This is a genomic window from Luteibacter sp. NPDC031894 (assembly GCF_050273135.1).
GTDB lineage: Bacteria > Pseudomonadota > Gammaproteobacteria > Xanthomonadales > Rhodanobacteraceae > Luteibacter.
Map to the genome: position 1 here is coordinate 311,608 of NZ_JBNNMV010000004.1, position 24,697 is coordinate 336,304.

Below are 24,697 nucleotides of genomic sequence, written 5' to 3' on the forward strand. Positions count from 1 at the left end.
CATGCGCGTACGCCTGGGATGGCTCGCCTGGTTGGTCCTCGTCGCGGCATGCATCTGGCTGCCGTGGCACGCGCTGTTCGAAGGCACCGGTCCGTTCGTTCGCCAGCTTTCGCGCTCGCTGGCGTGGAAGAGCCTCGCCGAATGCCTGCTGTTGCTGGGTACCGTGTATGGGAGCTTGCGACTGCGCCGGCACGGCATCGTGCTGGCGGCCCTCTGCGCCGAGGTATATGCGCGGCGTCATGGCATAGACATCACGGTGCTCCTGCTCGCGCTTTACCTCATGGGCATCGTCGCCCTCGGGCGCTGCGGAGCGGCCGCGCTTCGGATGCCGACCGCGCCCTCGCTTGATACGTTCCTGCGTGATGCTGTCCTCGGCGTACTCATGTGGTCCGCGGCGATCTGGACCGCGTCGCTCCTGGGCACCGGGAGCCTTCCCGCCTTGCGCATGCTGGCAATCGCCATCCTCGGCGGCGCCCTCGCTTTCGCGTCCTGGCGTTGGCATCGGCAGGTCGTCGCGCCGACACCTCCGTCCACCCGGGCCGGCGCCTTCCTGGTCGCCAGCGTCGTGACGATCGTCCTCATGTTGTCCGCCAAGGCCGCTGTCGCCGTGGACAGCGACGCGCTCTGGTATGGCCTCAACGCGGACCGCGTCCTGTTCGGCGACGGTGGCCTCTTCCAGGCACAGGGGCTGATCGCGCACGTGCATTACTACCCGAAGCTGGCAGAGTCGTTGCAGGCACCCTTCCTGGGCCTGGGCAGCGCCAGCCTCGTAACAGGTTTCAGCCTGCTCTGCTGGATGCTGTTGGTGGCCACCGCGCGTGAAGTGCTGCGCGAACTCGGCGTGGAAGGCCTTCCCGCATGGTTCGGCGCGGTATTCGCGTGCGTGGTGCCGGCCGTTGCGGCATCGGCCGCCACGCCGAAGGGCGAGCTCCTCGCGGCCTGGTTGTGCGTTTCGGGCTTGCTTGCCGGTCTGCGCCTTCGTCACGGCGATACCCATCGGCACTGGCTTGGTGTCGGATTGACCGCGGTGCTGGTCGCTCCGCTCGCCCGGCTGACGGTTCTTCCCTATGCCGCGGCCATCTTCGTCTTCATTGTCGCCGTGGCGGCGGTGAGGCGCCCGCGACTGGACGGGCGGATGGGCATCCCCCTGGGGCTCGGGCTCGTTGTGGTCGCGTTGGTCTGCCTGCGCACGTTCGAGCAGGCCGGTGTCGCGCTCGCTTCGCCGGATGTGCTGGTGCACCTGCAGGGCCTGTTCGGCTGGGAGCTGCACGAGGACATCGGGCGCTATGAACCGACGTTCCGGACACCCTTTCCGGCCGGTCTGCTGGACTCGCTCTTCGGTCCCGCCGCCTATATCCACCAGGCCCTGTTCTGGATGGGCAACGGCTGGTTACCGCTGCTCGTCGTCGCCCTCGCGCTGCGCGGCTGGCGCTGGATCCTGCAGCCTGCGACGCTGTTCATGCTCCTCGTCGGCGTGTCGATGTACGCCTTGCTCTATGCCTATCGCTACGGCAACGACGGCGCCGATGGCAATTACTTCATCGTGCCCATCGTGTTGCTGCACCTGGCGGCATGGACAGGGATTTTCGTCGGGGCCCGCGCCGTGGTGACTCCGCGCCCCTTCCTATGGGGCGCGACGGCGATGGCCGCTTTCTGCCTCTTCCTGGTGGTGACGACAGGCAACTGGTTCCCAGGCACCGGACGGCTGGACGCGCGCTTCGACAGGACACCGTTCGGCGAACTGCGCACGCTGGCCGATGCGCGGTTCCGCGTGAGCGGCATGGGGCCGTTGGCCGACGCGCTGGAAGCATGGCCGCGAGGTACCCGCATGCTCGGCGACATGCCCGCCGACGACGGCGGGTATTTTCCTGTCCGCTATGAATCGATCGGCACGATTTCCTGGGCCCGCGGCACCCTTTTGGAGAATGAACAGGCGATCCTACGTATGTTCCGAGATCACGGCATCCAGTTGGTGGCCCTGTCCCACAACCCCGTGGCAGCCGTGGACTCCCGCATCCGCCCGGTGCTGGAGGCCATGGCGCTCCGTGGCGAGGCCCACAAGCTGAACGTGATTGGCGACAAGGCCGACCTTTGGCGACTGGACCTGGCCCAAGGGGACGGCCAGCCCGGTAACATGAGCGGCCGGACCCGGAGGTAAGCGGCAGTGTCGACTCCCTTTTCTTGGCGTTATAAGCGCTTCCTGAGCATGACGCGACGCGTTCGCGCCAGCATTGCGCTGCGCGGGTGGAAGGGGACGATTGGGCGGATTTCGCAGGATCTGGCTCGGCGGCCGGATGTGGATGATTCGCTGAGTTTGTTGCCGTTGGAAGCAGCTTTCACGTCCCTGTCCTTGCCCACGTCAGCGACCCCTCGCGTCAGTGTCGTGATTCCGGTGCACGGGAAAATCGAATACACCCTGGCCTGCCTGCGATCCATTGCCAATTTTCCGCCTAGCGACCCCTTCGAGGTTGTCGTTGTGGACGATGCTTCGCCGGACAACACGGCGTCGGTGCTGGCGGAAGTATCGGGCGTCCGCCTGCTCTGCAACGAACGCAACCTCGGTTTTGTCGGCAGTTGTAACGCGGGTGCGGCGGCGGCACGTGGTGAGTACCTGGTCTTCCTGAATAACGATACGCAGGTCACGCCGGGCTGGACAGAAGCCTTGCTGCGCTGCTTTGCGCTGCGCCCCGACGCAGGCATTGCGGGGAGCCAGCTTGTCTATCCCGACGGCCGCCTGCAGGAAGCTGGCGCATGGGTGTTCTCCGACGGCTCGGCGTGGAACATTGGACGCTTCTCTTCGCGGAAAGACCCTTCGCTCCGATATGCGCGCACGGTGGACTACGTCTCCGGTGCCTCGCTGGCAATCGCTCGCGACTTTTTCCTGTCGCTTGGCGGCTTCGACCTGCGCTACGCGCCGGGTTATTACGAAGACACTGATCTTGCGTTTGCGGCGCGGGCAGCGGGCCGCTCGGTCTGGTACGTGCCGGACAGTCTGGTAATTCATGCGGAGGGGGTCAGTTCCGGCGGTGTCGTCGAAACGGGCATGAAGCGATTTCAGGGGGTCAACCAGCGGAAGTTCGTGGAGAAGTGGGCTGATGCGCTGCGCGGGCAGCCATCAGCGGGTACACCGCTGGCTGCGGTGGATCGCGCGCGACGCCGCGGTACCGTACTGGTGGTGGATACCGTGACCCCGGACGCTTCGCGCGACTCCGGATCCCTGCGACTCATCGGCATAATGAAATTATTGCTGCAGGACGGCTGGCACGTGGTCTTTGCACCCGACGACGGACATGCCGAAGACCATATCGTTCGTGAGCTTGGCGGACTCGGCATCGAGATGCTGATCAAGCCCTGGGTCCGCAGCCTTCCCCATTGGTTAGAGGCAATAGGCGACGCGCTGCAAGCAACCATTCTCTGTCGTCATACCGTTGCGAACCAATACGAAGCGCTCGTGAGGCGGCACGCACCAGCGGCAAAGCTGATCTTCGATACGGTCGATCTCCATTTCCTTCGCGAAGAAAGGGCCGCGGAGCAGAGTGGTAACGCCGCCCTCGCGCGACAGGCTGAGAGAACCCGGAGTCAGGAACTGGCTTTGATTGAAGCTGCGGACACCGCCTTCGTCGTCAGCGAATATGAACGCGAGATGCTGGCGCATCTGCTACCGACAGCCACTGTCCGCCTTCTCTCGAACATCCACGAAGTCTTCGGACGTAAGGCCGGATTCGCTGGCCGGCGTGACCTCCTCTTCATCGGCGGCCACGGGCACCCACCTAACGCCGACGCGATGCACTGGATGGCGGCTCAGATTCTGCCGGCACTCCGGCAGCATGATCCTAATGTTCGAATCTTCGTTGCTGGGGACGTGCCAGAGGGTGAGCGTCGGATCTTGGAAGCCGCGGGCCTGGACATGCTCGGGCGGGTGGCAGACCTCGCGCCGTTGATGAACTCAGTCCTCGCATCCATTGCGCCTCTGCGCTTCGGCGCGGGAGTGAAGGGCAAGGTCAACATGGCCATGAGCCATGGCGTTCCAGTGATCGGCACGCCAATCGCCGTCGAAGGAATGCGGTTGACGGATGGGATCGATGTGCTGATAGCCGAAACACCGGACGACTTCGCGGCCGTGTACGCACGCCTGGCTGCGAATGCGGCGCTTTGGACGGAGCTTTCCGATCGCTCCTTGCTGCATGTTGCCAAACATTTCTCAGCAGACGCCGCGCTCCATAGCCTGAGGCTAGCGGTAAGCTGACTAGCTACCTCAAGCTGGGCAGACAATGGACTCAACAGTTTTCCGGGCGAGTGGTTTCCCGCTCCCGTCGGTGATCATCAGCGTTGTTCCGTCACCTATCCAGGGTCCCGTCCTGGCTTCGCCTTTGGAGCCGCCCATCGTCCACAATCGAGGGGCTTCGCCCAGTTGATAGATGAATATCTTAACGACGTCCGTGCGCGGTGCCCGCCACGTAACGTTGATTTGAGCAGGCACATTTGGACATGTCGTGATCTGATTCGGCGTCAGTTCCAGTTTCACTACCAGGAACCTATGAGCGAAGCTGGCTGCGATCACTAACACGACAGTTGCAGCGAGCAAGTGCCAACGTCTATTTCTCACCGGACTGCTCCCTGTAAAAGGCGCTGAACCGCCCCGATAGGCGCATCCGCGCGGCAGAGCGAAGACCAGCTCGTGTCTGATCGGCGCTCGCGCCATGTTCCGCATCTAGCATCCTGCCAACGTTGCCGACGAAACGAAGGTAATTGGGCTCATGGACTCCCGCGCGACGGAGAATCTCGTCCGCCAACATCCAAGAATAGATGTGCTCGGTTGAGCCATTGGAGGGCGATTCGTGGCTGCTTAGCAAGACCCAGGGAACACGTTGCTCCCATGCAGCCTTTCCATTCTCGAACGCAACCGCGTCATAGACGAGTTCGAAACCGGGCAGATGGTCCCCGTAGAAGACAAGGAGGAACGGACGGTCTCGCTTCTTCAGGTAGTCCCAAAGACGCCCCAACTCCGCGTCAGCATGATGGATGTGGTATGCGTAGGTGCGAAATTCGTCCGCTGCTTTCGCGGGCCAATTCGTCGGCACGGTCAGTCCAGCCCGTTGCGCCTCGTCCTTCACCGGCCCATGTCGGTATGGGCCGTGTGCTTCGATGCTTATGGCGAAAACGAATGTTGGTCCCGGAGCCTGCTCAAGCGATCGGATGATCTGCGAGGTCATCGAGTGGTCCGACATGTAATAGCCGTCCCGGTAAGCCGTGGACGGAAACTCATCGATAGTCTGAAAGTTCTGGAAACCCAGGGATTGAAATGTTGCCCGGCGGTTCCAAAATTCCCCGCCGTTGGGATGAATGGCCGTAGTGGAATAACCTGCTTTGTCTAGCGAAGTCACGATACTCGATATCCGCGGCTGCGATATCTGCACGTACGGAAACTGAAGGTCTGGATAAGCTTCGAGCGGAATTCCAGTAAGTATCTCGAACTCCGTTCGCAATGTTCCGCCACCGAAGGTGGGTACGCTCATTGTGCCAAAGCCGCTTTCGCCTTGCGCGCGATGCAGATTGGGAAGGAGTTCCGTCGTGTCGACGCTTCGCATGATCGACGGATCGAAGAACGATTCGCTCTGGATCACCACGATATCGGGCTTTTCGACGTGCCCCGCATCCACCGACGCAGGCAGTGACGGAAAGCGCGCCCGCTCCATCTTGACCACCCGCGCGACAGCGGCTGGGTCAGGCGCCACATCCATCGCCCGTTGATTTGCCAGGTTGGTGTAGACAAGCGTGCTGAGCAGGCCCGCATGCAGTTGGCTCACGACGGGGGAGTAGGCGATCTGAAGCGCGACAGGATTGTAGATTCGCTCCACAAGCCAATTCCCGGGCAGCAGCAGCCAACCCAACAATAGGCTGACGCTCAGGCCCGCTGCCCGCACAGCGAGGCGGCCCCGGAAGGCAGGCGGCTCATAGCGCAATAAGAGGCCGATCGCCAAAAGTGACGCCGCGATGGCTGCGCCCGCCGCGGGAAGATTGATGTAGTGCTGGAACAGGCCCAAATTGGAAAGACTCACGCCCCGGACGAATGTGTAGTCCGCGGGGACCAGAGGAGTGTGCAGATACTCCATTTTCTTCGCGTTCGCGACAAACAGCCCCGCGACCATTGCGCCGCCCAGCAGTACGGACAGGCCGGCTCGACCCGTGATTGACAAAAGAACTCCGTAAGCGGCCAGCAACGGCAAGGCGCTGGCGAAAAATCCCGGCGAGAAAAGATAGGTATCCCACTCGAGGTGCAGGGAGTGGCGGTCAAGCGCCCACGAGGTCACGACCAGAAGGAGGAATCCCCCGGTTGTCGCTGCAACCGATTTCACGGCCAATCGCATGTACTCCACCCCTGGCAACTGCCCGTTGCGCCGGATGAGCCGGCTTGTCATATGAGTGCCATATGACAATAACAGATATATGATAGACGCGCCCATGAAGTGGAATCCCGCTTCCCGCGCTGCGGCAAACGCAGGAATGAAGATTCGCTAGAATGACGGGTCAACTTCAGAGGCGCCCGCGGTCGCGTGCGTCACAATGAACAGGAACCCCGAATGAAGATTCTGGTCGGCTATAAGCGCGTCGTGGACTACAACGTTCGCATTCAGGTGAAACCGGACGGCACCGGTGTCGTCACCGATGGCGTGAAGCTATCCGCCAATCCTTTCGACGATATCGCGCTGGAGGAAGCCCTGCGCCTTAGGGAGAAGGGAGTCGCCGAGGAAGTCGTGGTCGTGGGCATTGGTCCGGCCGACCTGACGGCCCACCTACGCAACGGCTTGGCCATGGGTGCCAATCGCGCCATCCATGTCCAGACGGCTGACGCCATCTCTCCGCTCACCGCCGCGCGGACGTTCTTGAAAATTGTGGAGAAAGAGCAGCCCGGACTGGTAATTCTGGGCAAACAGGCCATCGACGACGATGCCAACCAGACGGGCCAGATGCTCGCCGCCCTTTGGGACCGCCCTCAGGCCACGTTCGCAAGCAAGGTCGAGGTTGCCGACGGCAAGGCCACGGTGACCCGCGAGGTCGACGCCGGCCTGGAGAAGATCGAGGCCGAATTGCCTGCCGTGGTCACGACGGACCTGCGCCTCAACGAGCCCCGCTTCATCAAGCTTCCCGACATCATGAAGGCCAAGTCGAAGCCTATCGACGTGATCGAGCTTGCCTCGCTGGGTGTCGGCGCAGCGGACCATATCAAGACCACCCACTACGCCGCCCCAGCCAAGCGCAGCAAGGGGACCATGGTGAAGGACGCCGCCGAGCTCGTCGCGGCCCTCAAGCAGAAGGGCCTGCTGTAAGGCAGCCGACCGGAGAATCCACATGAGCAAAATCCTCGTTATCGCCGAACACCTCGACGGCAAACTCAACGGCTCCACCGCCCGCGCCGTGAGCGCGGCTGCCGCGGTCAATCCGGAGTCCATCGATGTGCTCGTGCTTTCCGATGCCCCGGACGCCGTCGCCGCGGAAGCCACCCGAATCGATGGCGTGAGCAAGGTGCTTACCATCGCCCGCAGCGAGAACGCCCATCCGCTGGCCGCGGTCCTCGCGCCGCAGATCGCGAAGGTCGCGGCCGGTTACACGCACGTATTCGCGCCGTCCACCACCTTCGGCAAGGACGTCGCTCCGCGCGTCGCGGCCTTGCTCGGCGTGTCGCAGGTCAGTGACGTGATGTCCGTCGAGGGTCCGCACAGCTTCGAGCGCCCGATCTACGCCGGAAATGCCATCGTGACGGTCGAGGTGGACGCGTCATCCATCGTTGTGGCCACGATCCGCACAGCCTCCTGGCCCGCGGCGGCGGCAAACGGTTCGGCGACCGTCGAGGCCCTGTCGCTTGACGTCACGCTGCCCACGCATACCCGGTTCATCGGCCTGCAGCAGGGCAAGAGCGACCGGCCTGACCTCCAGGGTGCGCCGAAGGTCGTCTCCGGCGGGCGCGGCGTGGGCTCGAAGGAGAACTTCGAGATCATCTACAAGTTCGCGGACAAGATCGGCGCGGCTGTCGGCGCGTCGCGCGCCGCCGTCGACGCCGGCTATGTGCCAAACGAGATGCAGGTCGGCCAGACCGGCAAGATCATCGCGCCAGAGCTCTACATCGCCATCGGCATTTCGGGGGCTATCCAGCACCTGACCGGAATCAAGGATGCCGGCACGATCGTGGCGATCAACAAGGACGGCGAAGCACCGATCTTCGAGATCGCGGACATCGGCCTCGTCGGCGACCTGTTCAAGATACTGCCCGAACTCGAAGCCGCCCTCGGTTAACTCCCGGGAGGCCGGATGGCCTCTCGCTTTCCACGCTACGGAATCCCATGACTACGACCGTCCCCGTCAACGCACTCGACCGTCACATCGCCCCAATCGCCAGCCAGCTCGAGAAGGTGGCAGCCGAGGTGATATCGAGCGGATACTTCGTGCTTGGCCCCAATGTGAAGGCATTCGAGAACGAGTTCGCCGCCTGGTGCGGTGTATCCGACTGTGTCAGCGTCGCTAACGGTACCGAGGCGCTCGAGCTCGGACTTCGCAGCTTGGGTGTCACGTCGGGCAAAAGCGTGGCGGTGGTCGGCAATGCCGCCATGTATGGGACCACCGCGGTCCTCGCCTGCGATGCCGAGCCTGTTTTCGTGGACATCGACCCTGTGACCTGCACGATGGACCCGAACGCGCTCGAGGTTATCCTCGCGACGCGCCGCATCGATGTGGTAATCGTGACTCATCTTTACGGCAGGCTTGCAGACATGCCGGCCTTCACCGCTCTCGCCGACAAGTATGGCTTCGCCATTTTCGAGGATTGCGCCCAGGCGCACGGGGCTCGGGACGCACAGGGAAAAAAGGCCGGATCTTTCGGTAGCGCAGCCAGTTTCAGTTTTTATCCCACGAAGAACCTCGGCGCCCTGGGTGACGGTGGTGCCGTCACAACCAACGATGCCGGTATCGCCGATACGCTGCGCAAGCTTCGCCAGTACGGCTGGTCCGCCAAGTACAGCAATGAGCTTTCAGGCGGCCGTAACAGCCGGCTTGACGAAATCCAAGCCGCGTTCCTGCGAGTGATGCTGCCATCGCTCGATGCCTGGAACGCGAGGCGGCGTGAGATCGCCAATCGCTATTCGGACGGGATCCGACATGCAAGGATCGGAGTTCCACCTCAAGGCGGCGATGAGTTCGTAGGCCACCTCTACGTGGTGCACACCGAGGATCGTACCGGATTGCAGAGCCACCTTGCGGCCAGCGGTGTGAAAAGTGAAGTGCACTACCCAGTACCCGATTATCGCCAGCCCCTGTTCGCCGGCCAGTTTTCGTCCACGAGCTTGCCAAACACGGATCTTTCCTGTGCCTCTGTGCTCACCCTCCCCTGCTTCCCCGAACTCACCGATGACGAGGTGACGCGGGTGATCGAGGCCTGCAACCGGTGGTAAAGCCACGCTACTCTGTCGTCATCCCCGTCTATAAGAACGAGGGATCAATAGCGCCTCTGCTCCAGGCACTCGACGACCTGGCAGGCACGTTGGACGCGCCCATGGAAACGGTGTTCGTCGTCGATGGAAGTCCGGACGCCAGTTTTGCGCGGCTTGAAGAGGGTCTTCGCGGCGTATCGTTTTCCTCCCGACTCGTGTTGCTCTCTCGCAATTTCGGTGCGTTCGCGGCGATTCGCTGCGGCTTGGCCGAGGCTCGCGGGGACTTTATCGGTGTAATGGCTGCCGATCTTCAGGAACCGCCTTCCTTGATGCTCGACTTCTTCAAGGCGCTAGCCTCGAAGCCGCTCGACGTTGCGTTCGGCCAACGTCTGGGCCGGCACGATCCGGGGTTCAGCAAACTCGCGTCCAACTTGTTCTGGAAGATCTACCGACGCTTAGTGCAACCCGATGTGCCCGAAGGCGGTGTCGACGTGTTCGCCCTCACCGCCAGCTTCCGAGACCGTCTGGTGGCGCTCGGCGAAGCCAACAGCAGTCTGCTCGGCCTGTTGTTCTGGCTTGGCGGCCGCCGTGAATTCATTGGCTACACCCGCCTCGAACGGGAGCACGGCAAGAGTGCCTGGACCATAAAGAAGAAGGTGACCTACCTCCTCGATAGCGTCTTCGCATTCTCGGATCTTCCGGTGCGGGTCCTGATGGGCGCCGGCCTCGTAGGCCTTGGCGTGGCGGTGCTGCTAGGGTTGATCGTCACAGCCGCACGCATTTTCGGTACCTATGAAGTGCCCGGTTATGCGGGCTCCATGCTAGCGATCCTTTTCTTCGGCGCGCTGAACACGTTTGGAATCGGCATCGTGGGCAACTATGCCTGGCGCGCTTATGAGAACACCAAGCAGCGGCCCCTCAATGTGGTTTCCCTCCGCATCGACTTTCCTGGCAAGGACCTATGAAATTCTTCGTGCATGAAAAGGGACTCTGCGAGTCCACCCGAATCGGCGAGGGAACGCGCATCTGGGCGTTCGCCCACGTACTACCGGGGGCTACCATCGGTGGCGGTTGCAATATCTGCGACGGCGTGTTCATCGAGAATGATGTCAGCGTGGGCGACAACGTCACCGTGAAGTGCGGTGTGCAGCTCTGGGACGGGGTAACACTTGAGAACAACGTGTTCGTCGGGCCGAACGCCACGTTCACCAACGACATCCGTCCACGCAGCAAGGTCTACCCGGACCAATTCCTCCGAACGATCGTAGAGGAGGGTGCTTCCATCGGTGCGAATGCCACCATACTCCCGGGAGTCCGCATAGGTCGTAACGCGATGATCGGCGCCGGCGCGGTGGTGACCCGCTCCGTCCCCCCCAATGCCATCGTCGTAGGCAATCCCGCGAAGATCATTGGCTATGCGGGTACTGGTACCGTGTCCGCAAGTGACGAAGAACCTGCATCCGCTCCTGGCAAAGGCGTGCGCGCATCCACTGTAAAGGGCGTGCAACTACACACCTTCAATGCCATTGCCGATATGCGCGGAAACCTCTCCGTTGGTGAGTTCGAACGCGAGATACCTTTCGCGCCGAAGCGCTACTTCCTGGTCTATGACGTGCCTACCGCGGAGACTCGCGGCGAACACGCCCACCTCGAGTGCCACCAGTTCCTCATCGCAGTTAAGGGTTCCGTGCACGTCGTGGCAGACGATGGCGAGCGCCGCGAGCAGTTCGTCCTCGACCGGCCGAACATCGGCCTCTACTTACCTCCGATGACGTGGGGCATCCAGTACAAGTACTCCGAAGATGCCGTACTGCTCGTCTTTGCATCCCATTACTACGACCCTGCTGACTACATTCGAGAATATGGCGCCTTTGTAGAGAAGGTTGGCGCCAGGAACGCATGATGCGCGGCATTGCGGATCGCGCGCGCGCCGCGGTGGCAGCGTCCAGCTTCCTTCGCTTTCTCATTTCTGGTGGAGCGAATACCGCAGCCACCTATCTCTTGTACCTAGCACTCATCCAAGTGATGGGCTACAAGATCGCCTACACGATCGCTTATCTTTTCGGCATCGTGCTTGCTTTCGTGATCAACCGATTCTTCGTGTTCCAGACCCATCGTGGCTGGCGGTCGATGCTGCTTTTTCCCTTCGTCTACCTAGCGCAGTATTTGGCAAGCATGTTGGTGCTTCGGCTATGGATCGACGAGTTTCATCAGTCGAAAGAGGCGGGGCCAATCATTGCGATCATCGTCACCGTACCGCTCACCTATGCGCTGTCTAGGCTCGTGTTCCATGGGCGCCGACCCCCGAACTAGCTCCAGTCGGCCAGCCCAAACGTGACCGTCCGCATGGTCATCCACGTCGATACTGCAAAACACGCGGCATAAAATCCGCGATTCCCAGCCCCGCCAACGGACGACGCTTCAACTGCCTGCCGAACTCTTCGAACCCGAATTGAGATGCGACGCAACCGTACAAAACCAGGTGTGCAGGCAAGAGGAATCGCGTTTCGACTGCCCCGGGAATGATTAGGATCGCTGGCAAGAGCAGTAAGAAAATCGGCAAGACCTTCACGCTGCGCCAGGGTACAAGTAAGAGCATCGTAACGGTGGCTAGCCACAAGAAGGCGAAATGCACAGCGGACCACACGTCTCTATCGCCTGAGCGAACCGTCACGTAAACAGTACCATCGCGAACATCTAGACCTCCTATCGCATGCCGCAGAAAAGCGAGCAGAAAATATACAGGCTCGTGCAGGGCGATATTCAGGTACTTCCCGACGGTTGGTTCGACATTGAAATCACGATTCGACTCGAGGATGGCCCGGCCGCCAGGCGATAGATACACTACCTGGGGACTCGGATCGGATGGACTGATAGATGTCTCGTACTTATCGATCGCTATACCGTGGCGCAGCTGTGAGGCCATAAGTGATGACTTACCAAACGTCGCGACCCAAGGCGAATTCACACCGTAGAGATGATTGTTGATCAGCACCTGGGGAACCGCCAGCACGCCTGCCCCCGCCAGAAAGAGCGCGGCGGCGACAGCGCGACATCCGGCCCCTCTTGCGTTCAACGTTAGAAATGTACCAAGAACCAGGGACGGAAACAGGTAAATCGTGCGGACATTGTAGGCCGCATAACAGAGCGCTCCAATCACCGCATAGTGAAGTACTGAGCTAGGGCGTTTGCCGCCTGCTAGCGAAATCGCCGCAATGATCAACAGCAGAGCGGGCAGATCCGAAAGTGGGTAGAGAAGCAAGCCCGGAAAGATGAGCGCGACGAGGACAGGCACAACAAGACGGCGAGCCACGGTCGCCTCGCCCTTGAATACGCGCAGAAAAAATGTCGTCACGAATCCAGACAAGGCGATGCCGTAGACAAGCGAGGATGCGATACGGTATGGAATTTTCGATCCGTGCATTACCTGCGACAGCCAATTGACCGGCGCAAGCAGCAAGGGATAGAGGTATCCCCGTCTTCCAGGCGGTATTTCAGCGAACGGCCTGAATTCGCTGAGCGACCAATATTGGCCCGAGTCGTAGTGGAACTCGGTCACGTCGGCCAACTGCTGAATTATCAGAATAACCAGCACGGCGACAAAACCGGCGATACAGCTATCCCTTGTGCGCGGGTGCAAACCGATCATTGCGCGCTCGTCTGTCCAAACTTGAAAATGGAATGCACACGCATCTTCAAGCGCATGGCCGGCTTCTCGATCGAATGCCACGAGAGATAACCGAGCACGAGAGAGGCAGCGCCGGCCGCCAGCGCGCAGCCATAAGGATGCCCGGGCCCCACGAACTGCGCGAACGCTTGGGAGGCTGGCCATCCCCAGAGGTAAGTACCATACGACGGATCGCCGAAGCGCTCGATACGCGGCAACTTCAGTCTGTATGCGAACCAGAAGCAGAAGTAGGTGATCGCTAGCGCGACGAGAATCGGATATATCCAGACAGCCCGCGAAAGGAATGCGAGGTAGACAAGGGCTGCAAGGATATCGGTACGAACAGGAATGTCGTCCTTGTACATGAAGGCCAACACGCCCAGCGCAAAGTACCCCGACATCTTGATCCAACCATCGAACAGGGGGAGCTGCCAGGGCACCACCGCACCAGCGATGAAGAGAACGAGCAAGATAACGGACGCAACCCGACGTGATCGGAAGAATCCGAGCACACCGAAAATGGCGAGAAAGACATACATCCGCATCTCGGCCGGGATAGTCCAGAGGCTTCCGTTTACCGTGTCCTTCACAGCATTGGTCGTGAATACGCCCGGCAGCAGGTAACTCTGTCGCGAGGCGAACTGCAGATTCCACTTCACGAATCGCCGCGGCAGCTTACTTGCGAAGTAGGAGTGCGAATCCAGATTGGAAAGCACTGGCCCAACTACGTATGCCAGAAGAACAAGGCAGACGAGGAGCGCAGGAATCAGGCGCAGGATGCGCGCGGTCATGAAGTCGACCCAATCGGGACGACGCATGAAGCTACCCGACACCATGAAGCCACTCAGCGCAAAGAAAATGTCCACGGCGATCTCGCCGCTATAGGTGCGCCACGATGCAAACAGGTCTGTCACGCCCGGACTCGGCGAAATGATCAGCGAATGCCCGTAGATGACCATAAGAGCCGCGATGATACGCAGCCACAGGAAATTATCCTGGCGAGCCCGCAGCCCATCACCGATCCTCATCACGCTATGCATTTTTCCATTTGCTGCAGAGTCCCCATTAGCCATGTCGGTCAGCCCGCCGCTTCGGCTGGCTTGCGACCACCCTCGGCGCTACAGCCGGACATTACGCTTGCAAAAACGACCATTAACGCGAGAATCAGCATCAAAGCAAACCGACGCGAATAAGATGAGTTCATCAAGTTATCTCCCCCCTTCGATGACGATCTCATAAGTTCCTGCCTCAGGGATCACGAACGCACTCTGAAAGCCGTTAAGTGCGACCCCCTTCTGGATTACATGATCGATATAAGCGGACCACGAACCCTCGGGATCCTCATTCAAGACAAGAATACCAGCGGATGCTGTTGTGACCACAGCACGGATTCGTGTCGCGGTGTTCTCGAGTATTTCCGGGGTCACGATTCCCGGACCGCTCTCAGGCAAGCCTGAAAGCCTCGGGTCGATCCCGACCTTATCGCTAACAAAGTCGCGCATGGCTTCATCACCGCTTTCCTGGAGCACGGCCTCGGCCGGCACTTTAGCCAAAGTGGGTTTGACGGCTCGGAAATACAGCCTAGGCCGCGCGCCATCGAGCTCTTCCCACCGCAAGTCGGTGTCTCCAGCCTTCGACGCCTTAACCGTGTACCGCACACCGAAAAGCTTCTGCACTCTTACATTCGGGAAATAAAGCAGTTCGAATTTCGAGAAGAGTTGCGGATGAATATCCCCGCGAATCATTCGCAATCCTTCGTTCGCCAGCATGTGCGTCAGGACCTTGAAGTCGGGTACCTGGGGATCGACGGCCGCCCTATAGAGCCCCCTCTGCGCAGGTGGCAAGCCGTTCGCCAGATTCCTGGCCTCATGGCGCAATTGCAGGTTCCGAGGGTTGAAGAAATAGGAATTCGAAACGTCACTATGGGGAAGGACGTAAGCCGCGGGCGCAAATGTAACCGCCGCGAGTATCGGAGCAACCGCCGCTGCCGCGTAGAGGCGGCTACGCCCCGAGGCAGCGAGGAGCAAGACGGCGCCTGCCATGGCGGCGGTCAGAACCGCGCCCGTGCGAGACATCGAATGATCCACCACGGCAACAACCGCCGCCGTGGCCACGATGACTGCTGCGATTGAAATCGCGGAGCGGCGCGAGAAAGCCCCGTCCCTCGCATCGGCGGCGAGCATCGTTGCCCCGCGCGCCGCGAGCGGCACCACAGCGATCACCCATAGGCAGGACCACCAATTCAATTCACGGATCTTGTTGATCAACGGAATCCAATATGTGACCGGAACAATCAACCTGCAGCAGAGCACCAGCGCCACGAGCGCCACGATGCCTAACGAACGCACGAACGCCTCGCGTGCCCGCAGCACTGCGTAGGTCGACACTGCCACCAATGAAATTCCGACAAAGAGGTTTCCTGGCTGACTGGAATACTCGGGCCTGAATGAAAAAGCGGAAATCATGTCGCGTGGCGAGACGGCAAATTCCCGTAGCGCGTCCACCGGAACCCGTTTGGCGCCAATAATCTGGCCGAAGGCTCCCAACCAACGGATGCTTTCGCCTTGAAAATGGACGAGCCGCGCCAAGTAGTACCCGCAGGCAACAAGCACAAGCGCGACGGCGGCTGCCAACCCCAGGATTACTGAAGACGGATTACGTAGGTCGGTGCGATCCTGTCGATCCCTCCACAGGCGGCAAAGGGGCACCACCCAAAGAATGCCGCTGGCAAACGCGGCAATCACCAGGTTCTGCGCAGGTTGCGCGTACACCAGGAGAATTGTCGACATCGCCAGCGTCAGGGTCGCCGATGTATCGAACCGGTCCGAACGCGCCATACGGACCTGAGCCGCCAACACCCACGGGATCCATGCCAGCGAAGCAAGAATATGCGGCCAGCCGAATGTCGTCTGGACTGCCGGCATCCAGGGCAAAATCAATGCCGCGAAGAAAGACGCCCAGCGACTGGCGCCCAACTCCCTCGATAACCAGTAGCCCCCCAAGGCCAGGATGACCATGTGCAGCCGCACGACGAACTCAAGCCGGAGCAGGGTATCGAACGTCGTTTGGTCGGAGCCCATCCAGTTGAAGAAAAATGGATAGAGCGGGCTGTAATTCGCGTTCAGCCAGTGAGAGTATCCCGCCAGCAGATTCGGGTCGAACAACATGGCGCTCACGCCGTGGTTCCTCGCCGCCTGACTACTGTCGAAAGCCATCGTCAGGAAGATGTCTACGGCGTCAGGATTACTGACAAGGGCGTCGTGGCCGAGTATCCAATGAATCAACAGGCAGAGCGCCGCGATTAGTGAAGCGACCGCAGCCGCGCCGGCGACCTTGCCTCGCCGTATTCCCATGAGATGCTGCATTCACGATACCCCTTGCTCGGTGCTTCTTGCTCCACGCTTCCGGCACAGATTCGCCGCCGGGAGTGCCTTCCTTCAATACGTTACCTAACTGCCCAGCCCCTGGCCAATGACGGCATACACCGCCTTGGTCGAGAATCGGCGACAGATGAATTCCTGCCCCGCAGCCGAGCGCTTTAACCATTCGACATCGTCGTTTAGCAGTCGAAGCACATCCGCCGCGAATGCTTCGGCATCGTCGCTCGCAAACGTGAAGTCAGCGGCATCAGCCAATCCTTGCAACCCGGTTGACGTAGTCACCAGTGGCAATCCGTTACGCATGGCTTCGAGCACCTTACCTTTCATGCCCCCGCCGAAACGCAATGGGGCGATCGCAACTCGCGACGCGCGGTAAAGCGAAGCAAGGACGTCGTCGCTGACAAACCCTGTCACGACAATGCCGTCGTTCGCCAATGCCAGCACATCATCAGACGGATTCGATCCGGCTAGCGTGACGCGTATGCCGGGGTACGCACGGCGTACGTGCGGGAGCACGCTGTTTACGAACCAAGCCGCACCATCCACGTTCGGCGGGTGACCAAATCCGGCGACGAAGAGAATCCCCTCTCGATCTGCCAGATTATCCCGCGCCCCCTCAGGAACGCCATCGTAGGCATAAAGGGGAATCGTGAACGCGTTGATATCGGCATGCCTGTCGGCCGCCCACTTATTCACGTACTCGGTTTCGAGGCTCGAGGGATAGTAGATGGCATCCATCCGTGACCATAGCGATTCCTCCATGGCACGGAATCGCTCCATGTCCATCCTGACCTCTTCCGATGGGCGGACCTTGAGTTCCTCAGCCAAGCGGAGGTGATGGATGTCGTGGCCATAATAAAGACGTCGCGCGTTGCTGTGCGCCGCGACCGCATCGATGAAATTTACGCTCACATGCGGGCGGCTAAAGATGACTGCGTCTATTTCGCCACCGTTGTCGCGAATCCACCGTTCAAACTGCCCCACGTACTCTCCGCCATACAGAACCTCCACACCTGCGTCCTGTAGGGGTCGCGCATACTGAGCATCGTGCCAGAGATTCTCCGGCCATAATTTCACCGAGTAGCCGTTGCGGACCAGAAGCATGAGCAATTGGTAGATGGCGCGGGAACCGGCGTCTCTATCGGGCTGCGGGATATAGTGGTCGATCACAAGCACGATCTTTCGGAGTTGGCTACGTTCCCGGGCAAGGAACGGTCTGTCCGCATTGTCGAGATGGTCGCGTTGCAGTACTTCCTTCCAACGCTCCCGAAACTTCTTCTGATTCTCGACCTGGTAAGCCTTGATGCCTGTCCCCGTATCCGTGCCGTGGGACACGCCCTCGAAGTGCACAACCACCGACTTTGGTTCGTACACTACTTGCAGACCGGCCGCGCGAACCTTGAACGCGAGATCGGTGTCTTCGAAGTACGCCGGCAGGTACAACTCATCAAAGCCGCCGAACGACTCCCACAGGCTTCGCTCGAGCAAGATAGACGCGCCCGAGATGTAGTCAGTCTCCCGCGTGTAGTTGTAGATGCTACGCGAAGGATCATCGAGGCGACCGTAGTTCCACGCGCTGGCGTCTTTCCACACAATGCCGCCGGCCTCTTGCTGACGACCGTCGGGGTACACCAGTTTGGACCCGACCATGCCGCACTTCGGCCAGCGGCGGATGGTGTCGACCAACGCATCCATCCAGCCGGCCGTGACCTGGGTGTCGTTGTTGAGGAAGTAGACGTACTGTCCTTTCGCCTGCTTCGCGGCGTGATTGCAGGAACGCAGGAAGCCCAGGTTGACGGGGTTCTCGTAGTACCGCAGCCCCGGCACCTTCGCCAGTTCACCGATTTCCGTATCGCCGGAAGCATCCTCCGCCACGATGACCTCCACCGGCACGGCCGGCAGGTGGTCGAAGATCGAGCGAACACACGCACCTGTGTGATCCAGTCGGCCGTAGGCGGGAATGATGATGCTCACAACCGGCGACTCGACCACTGGAAAAGCCACGCCCTCGAGCAACTGGCGCGGATCCACGTTCTCCGTGCCGATGAGGCCGGGCGGCGGTGCGATTGCTGCGGATCGGCGCATGAGGAAACGTTTCGCAGGTCCTCGTATGATGCCCAGCGCCCTGGATTGGGTCCAGGCGCGACCGCGCAGGGACTCCGTAAGCCCGGCCCAATCCCCACGCAGGATCCGCATGCCGAAGCGCAGGGGGCGCGTCAGGCGCCACGATTGCGATTGAACCACGACATCCAACTGTGCTCGTGTGGAAGCAAGCTGCCGCTCGACCTCGCCAAGGCGGGCGAGCGCCGCGGCAAGGTCTTCCGCCGTGCGCTTCTCACGCGAGCGTGCCGAGTTGGCCTGTGCTGTCGCGTTCGCCAACTCGGCCTGCAACGCATGCAGATGCTCCGGGGCCAGGGTGTCCAGGGGATTCGAGGTATCTTCGGCAGCCGCTTGGGGCTGCGCGCTCGTCAACGTGCGGCGAAGCCGACTCAGCTCCCGCTCCAGGCCATGGAGACGCTCCCGCGCTTCGCCGAGGGAAACCTGGAGCGTCTCGTTCTCCGTGGATAGCTCATGGATGCGCGCTTCAGCCGATCCGACCTGGACGCGCAGCTCGCCGGTGGCTTCCGAACTGGAGTGGACGCTTCGTTCGATGGCAGCAAGGTCAGCCGCGAGTCGATCCGCGCGCCGCTTCGCCAGTCCGTAGTTCCGCCGCAAGGTGGTGACTTCCACCATGTACGCGCCAAGCGTCGCCGTCTGGACGTCACCATCGTCCTCGGCCAGCTGGACCAGTGCGTCCAGGCGCTCGGTCGCCACCTGGACCTGATCGTCCAGGCCCTTCGCCCATCCGGAAACCTCTTCGTGCTCTCTCACCAGATTCGCATAGCGCTCATGTAATTCGCGAAGCTCGCCGTCGATACCGTGCGCCCACTCGGCCACCTTATCGTGCTCGGCAAGCAGGTCGTCATGGTGCTGCTGAAGATTGGTGAGATGCTCGGCAAGCTCCCGGGATTCCGACTGCGCGGGAGACAGCGCCCCTTCCACCTGGCTGGCAAGCGAGATCGGCAGGCGCGACGCGCGATATGTTTCGAGGGAAAGCTCGGGCTCACGGCCCGACACAGCCCGCTGGAACCGACGCTCCATGTCGATGTATCGCTCGAGATCCGTATCCAGGGGCAAAAGTTCGCTGCCACAATGGCGCATCGCATCGGCGATGAACTGATCGACACCTGCGTGCCGCTCGTCGTAGGGCCGCGCGACCGACACGCAGCCGCTCACGACTTCCAGCAGACCGCGGAAGGCGACATAACCGAGCGGCAGCAGATTCGGAGTGCGCCACTCAAGATCGATGAAGCGAGGTTCACCGGACGCGTCTTGGACCAGGTTGTGCGGCACGAGGTCGATGGCGTCACCAGGCAGCATCACTTCGGCGCTGTATGACGAGCGGCGCAACGTCTCAAGGTCGATGCCAACGTGCATGGCGACTGCATCGAGCCACCGTCGGGTCCAAGCTCCCACATCCTCGATACGCCAGCCGTCCTGGAGAAGCAACTCGTGGAGATCCGCCGTGATCGCCTCGCCATGCACGTATGCTTCGTCCCCGGGATTGCATTCGACACTGGCGTTCTCACGGGACGCCGCGTCCATCAGGAACCGCCGGCGCACCCATGCCCCACCGTCGCCGTGCTCGAACGTCGCGAGCTTCGCGAACATTGGCGAGCGTTCGGTGGAGAAGTGGTATCCCGAAATGTTCGTATTGCTACGGCCGAATGGTGCGCTGGTCTTCGACGTATGCGCCACAGCGAGAAATGAGTTGCTCACCTCGGTGAGCAGGTCATTTTCCGCCACCACGTGCCAGGCGCGGTCCAAGGCGAAGAGTGGCGGACGACCGATCTGCGGGTCCTTGGTCACGCTGGCGGCGGCCAACGCCGCGCCACCGTCGAACCCAGGCATCGCATCGTTTCCGCGTGCCAGCAACACTGACGTGGGCAGCTTGTAGTCGGGGAACGGAAGGGCGAATGCGGTCTCGGCGAAACCCGCATCAACCAGAAGGCCTTCCAATGACGCACGGCCATAGGTGCGTGCGCCGCTCGTCCCGTAGAGGTCGGCCAGCCCAAGCATCGGCCGGCCCAGGTGGTCCTCTGGCGCGCCGGCAAAGTATTTCAGGCCGAGCTGGTTCTCAATCGCGACGAGCAGCACGCCGCCTGGTTTCAACAGGGCGCGCGCGCAGCGCAGCCAGTGCGATGCAGCGTCGGGACGGTTGGCGAAACGCTCCGCATATTCTAGAACGCCGATAAGCGTTACCACGTCGAACTTCGCCGACGTGTCGAACGCCTCAAGGTTGTCGACCACCACCTGCACGCCAGGCAGATCCTCGCAGCGCTTCGCCGCGACGCGAGCGCGTCGTGGTGACGGCTCGATCGCTACAACCGAACGTGCGGTCTCGCCCAGGTAGCGCGTGATCGCGCCGCACCCGGCGCCGATCTCCAGGACGTCCCCGCGAAGCATCTCCTCGAGCGGCCGAAGCAAGTTTGCGCGGCGCGAACTGAAGTAATAGCGTGTCGGCCAATCGGTGATTTTTTCCGCGAGCTCTGCGGACAGGACCGACCGATCCGAACAGTCGGCCACAAGGCGGTACAGGTTCTCCTCGACGGCCTCGCCGTCGGAGTAGGCCCAATCGTGGACGGCGTCCTTGCGCAGCCAGCACAGGGAATCGCCGTCGTAGCGGTACGCGGCAAGGGACAGCATCTGATCGTTAGGCGCGTTCATAGGAATTCCAGCCTGGCACCCAAATCCGCGAGACCGACGAACGGGATGTCGGGCTCGACGCAGACGTGGATGGAATCATATCGGCGGTCATGCGGCACGGCTTCGCCCGAGCCATCGCGGCTGGCGATGCCGACGGAGATGAAGTAGTCCCCCGGTGCGCAGCGGAGGCTGAACTTGCACAGTGCCACGCCCGAGCGCCCGGCTTCCCCGGAAGGGAATGCTTCGTCCATGAGCGCCATTTCAGTATTCGTGCCATAGACGGTCAGGCCTTCCTTGGTCTTCAGGGTGATGCCGAGGATCGGCCGAAGGATGTCCGCCTTGAATCGATAACGCACGTAAAGCGCAACCTCACTGCCGGAGCGGATGACGGGCGGGAATGCCTCGTCGCCCGAGAACACGGCGAAATCCATAATCTCGGCGCAGCCGTCGCCCCAGCGATGCTCGTACTGGTTGTAGGCCGGGCGCTGGTCGAACATCGGGTCGTGGCGCTCGCCAAACAATGGATCGAAGCCGCCCAGTTGGTCGTTGACCGGTGCGTCGCCCGCGTGCTCCACCCCTCGGGCAATGGGAGCGATTCGCTGCCTGCCATAGAGAAGGTCGAGGTAACGGTTCACCACGGGCCGCGGCTCTCCGTCGTCCAGTTTCTCTCCCCGCTCGATGAGGATCGCGCGATCGCAATGCGTCACCACCTGCTCCGTGGAGTGCGTCACCAGGAGAATGGAGGTGCCCTGCTCACGTAACGCCTTGAGGCGGCCAAAGCACTTCGCCTGAAAGCGGGCATCGCCCACGGCCAGGGCCTCGTCGACGATGAGCACGTCCGGGTCGATCTGTGCCTGCACGGCGAACGCAAGCCGTACGGTCATGCCGCTGGAATACGTCTTGACCGGCTGGTGCACGAATTCGCCGATGTCGGCAAAGGCGAGGATGTCGTCCAATCGGGCATCAACGTCTTCCCGCGAGAGCCCGAGCAGCGACGCGTTGAGGTAGACGTTCTCGATGCCGGTGAACTCGGGATTGAAGCCGGAACCGAGTTCGAGCAGCGCGGCGATCCGTCCCGCGACGGATGCCGATCCCGACGTGGGAGACACCGTGCCCGCAATGATCTGCAACAGCGTGGACTTCCCCGAACCGTTCCGGCCGATGATCGCCACGCACTCGCCCCGACGCACATGCAGGGATATATCGTGAAGCGCCCAGAACTCCCTGAAATAGCGGACTTCACCCCCCGGCAGCACGCGACGGACGCCTGACGCCAGCATTTGCTTCAGCCTGTCGGCGGGCTTGGCGTAGATCTCGTAGCGTTTGCTGACGTTGCGGACGTCAATGACGAAATCGTCAGATGACATCGGCAAACCCCTTGCGCGTTGCATTGAAGACCAGCCAGCCGAGCCACGCAACCAGCAGGGACACCACGAGGTAGGTCAGGGCGGAGGTGGCGCTGGGCAGCCGGCCCCAGAGGATGAGGTCGCGCGACGTCTCGACGACGAAGGTCAGCGGGTTGAGCGAGAGCAGCCACCGGTACTGCTCCGGGAGGCTGCTACGCGGATAGAAGATCGGGGCGAGGAAAACGAGACACGTCGTCAGGACCTGCATGATCTGCTGCGTGTCCCGGAAGTACACGCCAATCGCTGAGAACAGCCACGTCACGCCGGCGACCATGGGCAAGAAGACCAGCAGTGCCAGTGGAAAAAGCGCGGCGAGCGGCGACACGGCAGTACCCGTCGCGACCAGCGCGACGATGAGGACGATCGTGCTGATCAAGGCATGGAACAGGCCCGTACCCACCGTTACCCAGGAAAGGGTTTCGAGCGGGAAGATGACTTTCTTCACGTAGTTCGGGTTTGCCGTGATGAGCACCGGCGCGCGATTGAGGCACTCCGAGAAGAAGTTGCTGATGATCAGGCCGATGAACAGGATGATGGCGAAATTCACATGGCCGGATTCCGCGGCGGTCCAGCGCGACTTGAAGATGTAGCCGAAGACAAACGAATAGATCGCCAGCATCAGCAGCGGATTGAGGAAGGCCCAGAACATGCCACCCATCGAGCCGCGGTAACGGCCCGATACATCGCGCTTGGACAGCTCCCATACGAGCCTGCCGTGCCGTGCCAGTGACACGTAGGGCCCCAGCGGATGCAGGGGGATGCGCAGCGCAGCCGCCCTGACTGGGACACCCGTCATGCCAGGACAGACTCGAGTTCGTTGCGGAGGTCGGCAAGGTCTTCGACGCCGACAGACAGGCGGATAAGGCCATCCGAGATACCCAGGCGCTTGCGCGTGGCAGGCGGAATGGACGCATGGGTCATGATGCCCGGATGCTCGATGAGGCTTTCCACGCCACCGAGCGACTCGGCTAGCGCAAAGAGTTCGCAACGCTCCAGGACGCGCTTCGCGCGCGCCTTGCCGCCTTTGACCTCCACCGAAATGATGCCGCCGAAGCCGTCCATCTGCTTGCGCGCGAGGGCATGTTGCGGATGGCTGCGCAGGCCTGGGTAGATCACCCGTTCCACCGCCTTGTGCTTTTCCAGCCAAGCGGCGAGCGCAAGCGCACTCTCGCAGTGCTGGCGCATGCGCAGGTGCAGGGTTTTCAGGCCGCGCATCGCGAGGAACGCGTCGAATGGCCCGGCCACGGCGCCGATCGAGTTCTGCAGGAAGCCCATCTGCTCCGCCAGTGCCTCGTTCGCCGCCACGACAATGCCGCCGACAATGTCGGAATGCCCATTTAGGTACTTCGTGGCAGAGTGGAGCACGAGGTCGGCTCCGTACTCGATGGGACGCTGCAGCATCGGCGAGCAGAAGGTATTGTCGACGACGAGGATCAGTCCGTGCTTCTTCGCGAAAGCGGACACCTTGGCCAGATCGACAAGCTGAAGCATCGGATTGGTCGGCGTTTCCGCCCAGATCATCCGCGTATTCGGCTTCAGCGCGGCCTTGAGGGCTGCGGGGTCATTGAGGTCGATGAAGTCGAACTCGAGGCCGGCGGTACGGCGGCGTACCCGCTCGAAGAGCCGGTAGGTGCCGCCGTAGAGATCGTTCATGGCGATCACGTGGCTGCCGGCGTCGAGCAGTTCGAGCGTCGTGGAGGCTGCGGCGAGTCCGGAAGCGAAGGCGAACCCTGCAACGCCCCCCTCGAGCGAGGCAACGCAAGCCTCGTATGCCATCCGCGTGGGGTTCTGTGTACGCGAGTACTCGTAGCCCTGGTGCTTGCCCGGGCTGGCCTGCACGTAGGTCGAGGTGGCGTAGATCGGCGTCATGATCGCGCCGGTCGACGGATCCGGCGATTGCCCCGCATGGATCGCGCGGGTGCCAAGTCCATGGGCGGAGCGAGCGTTCTTTGCGTAACCGATTGTCTTCACAGGAATTTATCTCTTGGATTCATACACCGTTCAATCGCGATCCCTCGCAAACGGCGCTACATATTACACTTGACGCCCTATACGCTGCGGGCGCGAGAGCCCACA

The 24,697-nt window shown here is 61.4% G+C and carries 16 protein-coding genes; 8 read left to right on the forward strand and 8 right to left on the reverse strand.

Annotated elements, in window-relative coordinates; all coding sequences use genetic code 11:
• The first annotated feature begins 1 nt into the window (after position 1).
• Together ACQKIE_RS13510 and ACQKIE_RS13515 are read left to right on the forward strand one after the other, a co-directional pair.
• Positions 2-2,158 carry a hypothetical protein gene (locus ACQKIE_RS13510; RefSeq protein WP_427459889.1) on the forward strand — a complete coding sequence of 719 codons (2,157 nt, stop codon included), beginning with the start codon at positions 2-4 and terminating at the stop codon, positions 2,156-2,158.
• A gap of 48 nt (positions 2,159-2,206) precedes the next feature.
• Positions 2,207-4,246 carry a glycosyltransferase gene (locus tag ACQKIE_RS13515; protein ID WP_427459891.1) on the forward strand — a complete coding sequence of 680 codons (2,040 nt, stop codon included), beginning with the start codon at positions 2,207-2,209 and terminating at the stop codon, positions 4,244-4,246.
• A 349-nt stretch (positions 4,247-4,595) separates the two neighbouring features.
• Here the strand turns inward: ACQKIE_RS13515 and ACQKIE_RS13520 are convergent, their stop codons facing one another.
• Entirely contained in the window at positions 4,596-6,419 is a 1,824-nt protein-coding gene (locus ACQKIE_RS13520) for an LTA synthase family protein (protein WP_427459893.1), read from the reverse strand.
• A gap of 162 nt (positions 6,420-6,581) precedes the next feature.
• On the opposite strand from ACQKIE_RS13520, the gene ACQKIE_RS13525 reads away from it, so the two are divergent.
• From ACQKIE_RS13525 to ACQKIE_RS13550, 6 genes are read left to right on the forward strand one after another with little or no spacing between them, the layout of a single operon-like run.
• Positions 6,582-7,328 carry an electron transfer flavoprotein subunit beta/FixA family protein gene (locus ACQKIE_RS13525; RefSeq protein WP_427459895.1) on the forward strand — a complete coding sequence of 249 codons (747 nt, stop codon included), beginning with the start codon at positions 6,582-6,584 and terminating at the stop codon, positions 7,326-7,328.
• Positions 7,329-7,350: 22 nt separating this feature from the next.
• Positions 7,351-8,292 (forward strand): electron transfer flavoprotein subunit alpha/FixB family protein, encoded by a 942-nt coding sequence (locus ACQKIE_RS13530; protein WP_427459897.1) that lies wholly within the window; start codon positions 7,351-7,353, stop codon positions 8,290-8,292.
• A gap of 47 nt (positions 8,293-8,339) precedes the next feature.
• On the forward strand, positions 8,340-9,443 hold the full coding sequence (locus tag ACQKIE_RS13535) for a DegT/DnrJ/EryC1/StrS family aminotransferase (RefSeq protein ID WP_427459899.1): 1,104 nt from the start codon (positions 8,340-8,342) through the stop codon (positions 9,441-9,443).
• On the forward strand, positions 9,437-10,387 hold the full coding sequence (locus ACQKIE_RS13540; protein WP_427459901.1) for a glycosyltransferase family 2 protein: 951 nt from the start codon (positions 9,437-9,439) through the stop codon (positions 10,385-10,387). Before ACQKIE_RS13535 ends, ACQKIE_RS13540 begins: the two co-directional genes overlap by 7 nt.
• The gene (locus ACQKIE_RS13545) at positions 10,384-11,325 is read left to right on the forward strand and encodes a WxcM-like domain-containing protein (RefSeq protein WP_427459903.1); all 942 of its coding nucleotides are present in this window, start codon (positions 10,384-10,386) and stop codon (positions 11,323-11,325) included. The genes ACQKIE_RS13540 and ACQKIE_RS13545 overlap by 4 nt, the downstream gene beginning before the upstream one ends.
• Entirely contained in the window at positions 11,322-11,735 is a 414-nt protein-coding gene (locus ACQKIE_RS13550; protein ID WP_427459905.1) for a GtrA family protein, read from the forward strand. The genes ACQKIE_RS13545 and ACQKIE_RS13550 overlap by 4 nt, the downstream gene beginning before the upstream one ends.
• 37 nt (positions 11,736-11,772) lie before the next feature.
• On the opposite strand, the gene ACQKIE_RS13555 is transcribed toward ACQKIE_RS13550, so the two are convergent.
• From ACQKIE_RS13555 to ACQKIE_RS13585, 7 genes are all read right to left on the reverse strand, one after another.
• On the reverse strand, positions 11,773-13,071 hold the full coding sequence (locus ACQKIE_RS13555; RefSeq protein ID WP_427459907.1) for a hypothetical protein: 1,299 nt from the start codon (positions 13,069-13,071) through the stop codon (positions 11,773-11,775).
• Entirely contained in the window at positions 13,068-14,129 is a 1,062-nt protein-coding gene (locus tag ACQKIE_RS13560; RefSeq protein WP_427459909.1) for an acyltransferase family protein, read from the reverse strand. The genes ACQKIE_RS13555 and ACQKIE_RS13560 overlap by 4 nt, the downstream gene beginning before the upstream one ends.
• Positions 14,130-14,297: 168 nt before the next feature.
• A complete protein-coding gene (locus tag ACQKIE_RS13565; RefSeq protein WP_427459911.1) occupies positions 14,298-16,454 on the reverse strand; it encodes a hypothetical protein in 2,157 nt (718 codons plus the stop codon).
• Positions 16,455-16,538: 84 nt separating this feature from the next.
• Positions 16,539-21,236, reverse strand: a complete 4,698-nt coding sequence (locus ACQKIE_RS13570; protein ID WP_427459913.1) for a glycosyltransferase — start codon at positions 21,234-21,236, stop codon at positions 16,539-16,541.
• Positions 21,233-22,582 (reverse strand): ABC transporter ATP-binding protein, encoded by a 1,350-nt coding sequence (locus ACQKIE_RS13575; RefSeq protein WP_427459915.1) that lies wholly within the window; start codon positions 22,580-22,582, stop codon positions 21,233-21,235. Before ACQKIE_RS13575 ends, ACQKIE_RS13570 begins: the two co-directional genes overlap by 4 nt.
• The gene (locus ACQKIE_RS13580; protein WP_427459917.1) at positions 22,572-23,417 is read right to left on the reverse strand and encodes an ABC transporter permease; all 846 of its coding nucleotides are present in this window, start codon (positions 23,415-23,417) and stop codon (positions 22,572-22,574) included. Before ACQKIE_RS13580 ends, ACQKIE_RS13575 begins: the two co-directional genes overlap by 11 nt.
• Positions 23,414-24,592 (reverse strand): trans-sulfuration enzyme family protein, encoded by a 1,179-nt coding sequence (locus ACQKIE_RS13585; RefSeq protein ID WP_427459919.1) that lies wholly within the window; start codon positions 24,590-24,592, stop codon positions 23,414-23,416. The genes ACQKIE_RS13580 and ACQKIE_RS13585 overlap by 4 nt, the downstream gene beginning before the upstream one ends.
• Between the last annotated feature and the right edge of the window lie 105 nt (positions 24,593-24,697).

Excerpts from the sequence above, each read along its gene's own strand:
- ACQKIE_RS13510 (WP_427459889.1), top strand. The coding sequence starts at position 2 with ATGCGCGTACGCCTGGGATGGCTCGCCTGGTTGGTCCTCGTCGCGGCA.
- ACQKIE_RS13515 (WP_427459891.1), top strand. The coding sequence starts at position 2,207 with ATGACGCGACGCGTTCGCGCCAGCATTGCGCTGCGCGGGTGGAAGGGG.
- ACQKIE_RS13520 (WP_427459893.1), bottom strand. The coding sequence starts at position 6,419 with ATGACAAGCCGGCTCATCCGGCGCAACGGGCAGTTGCCAGGGGTGGAG.
- ACQKIE_RS13525 (WP_427459895.1), top strand. The coding sequence starts at position 6,582 with ATGAAGATTCTGGTCGGCTATAAGCGCGTCGTGGACTACAACGTTCGC.
- ACQKIE_RS13530 (WP_427459897.1), top strand. The coding sequence starts at position 7,351 with ATGAGCAAAATCCTCGTTATCGCCGAACACCTCGACGGCAAACTCAAC.
- ACQKIE_RS13535 (WP_427459899.1), top strand. The coding sequence starts at position 8,340 with ATGACTACGACCGTCCCCGTCAACGCACTCGACCGTCACATCGCCCCA.
- ACQKIE_RS13545 (WP_427459903.1), top strand. The coding sequence starts at position 10,384 with ATGAAATTCTTCGTGCATGAAAAGGGACTCTGCGAGTCCACCCGAATC.
- ACQKIE_RS13550 (WP_427459905.1), top strand. The coding sequence starts at position 11,322 with ATGATGCGCGGCATTGCGGATCGCGCGCGCGCCGCGGTGGCAGCGTCC.
- ACQKIE_RS13555 (WP_427459907.1), bottom strand. The coding sequence starts at position 13,071 with ATGATCGGTTTGCACCCGCGCACAAGGGATAGCTGTATCGCCGGTTTT.
- ACQKIE_RS13560 (WP_427459909.1), bottom strand. The coding sequence starts at position 14,129 with ATGCATAGCGTGATGAGGATCGGTGATGGGCTGCGGGCTCGCCAGGAT.
- ACQKIE_RS13565 (WP_427459911.1), bottom strand. The coding sequence starts at position 16,454 with ATGCAGCATCTCATGGGAATACGGCGAGGCAAGGTCGCCGGCGCGGCT.
- ACQKIE_RS13570 (WP_427459913.1), bottom strand. The coding sequence starts at position 21,236 with ATGAACGCGCCTAACGATCAGATGCTGTCCCTTGCCGCGTACCGCTAC.
- ACQKIE_RS13575 (WP_427459915.1), bottom strand. The coding sequence starts at position 22,582 with ATGTCATCTGACGATTTCGTCATTGACGTCCGCAACGTCAGCAAACGC.
- ACQKIE_RS13580 (WP_427459917.1), bottom strand. The coding sequence starts at position 23,417 with ATGACGGGTGTCCCAGTCAGGGCGGCTGCGCTGCGCATCCCCCTGCAT.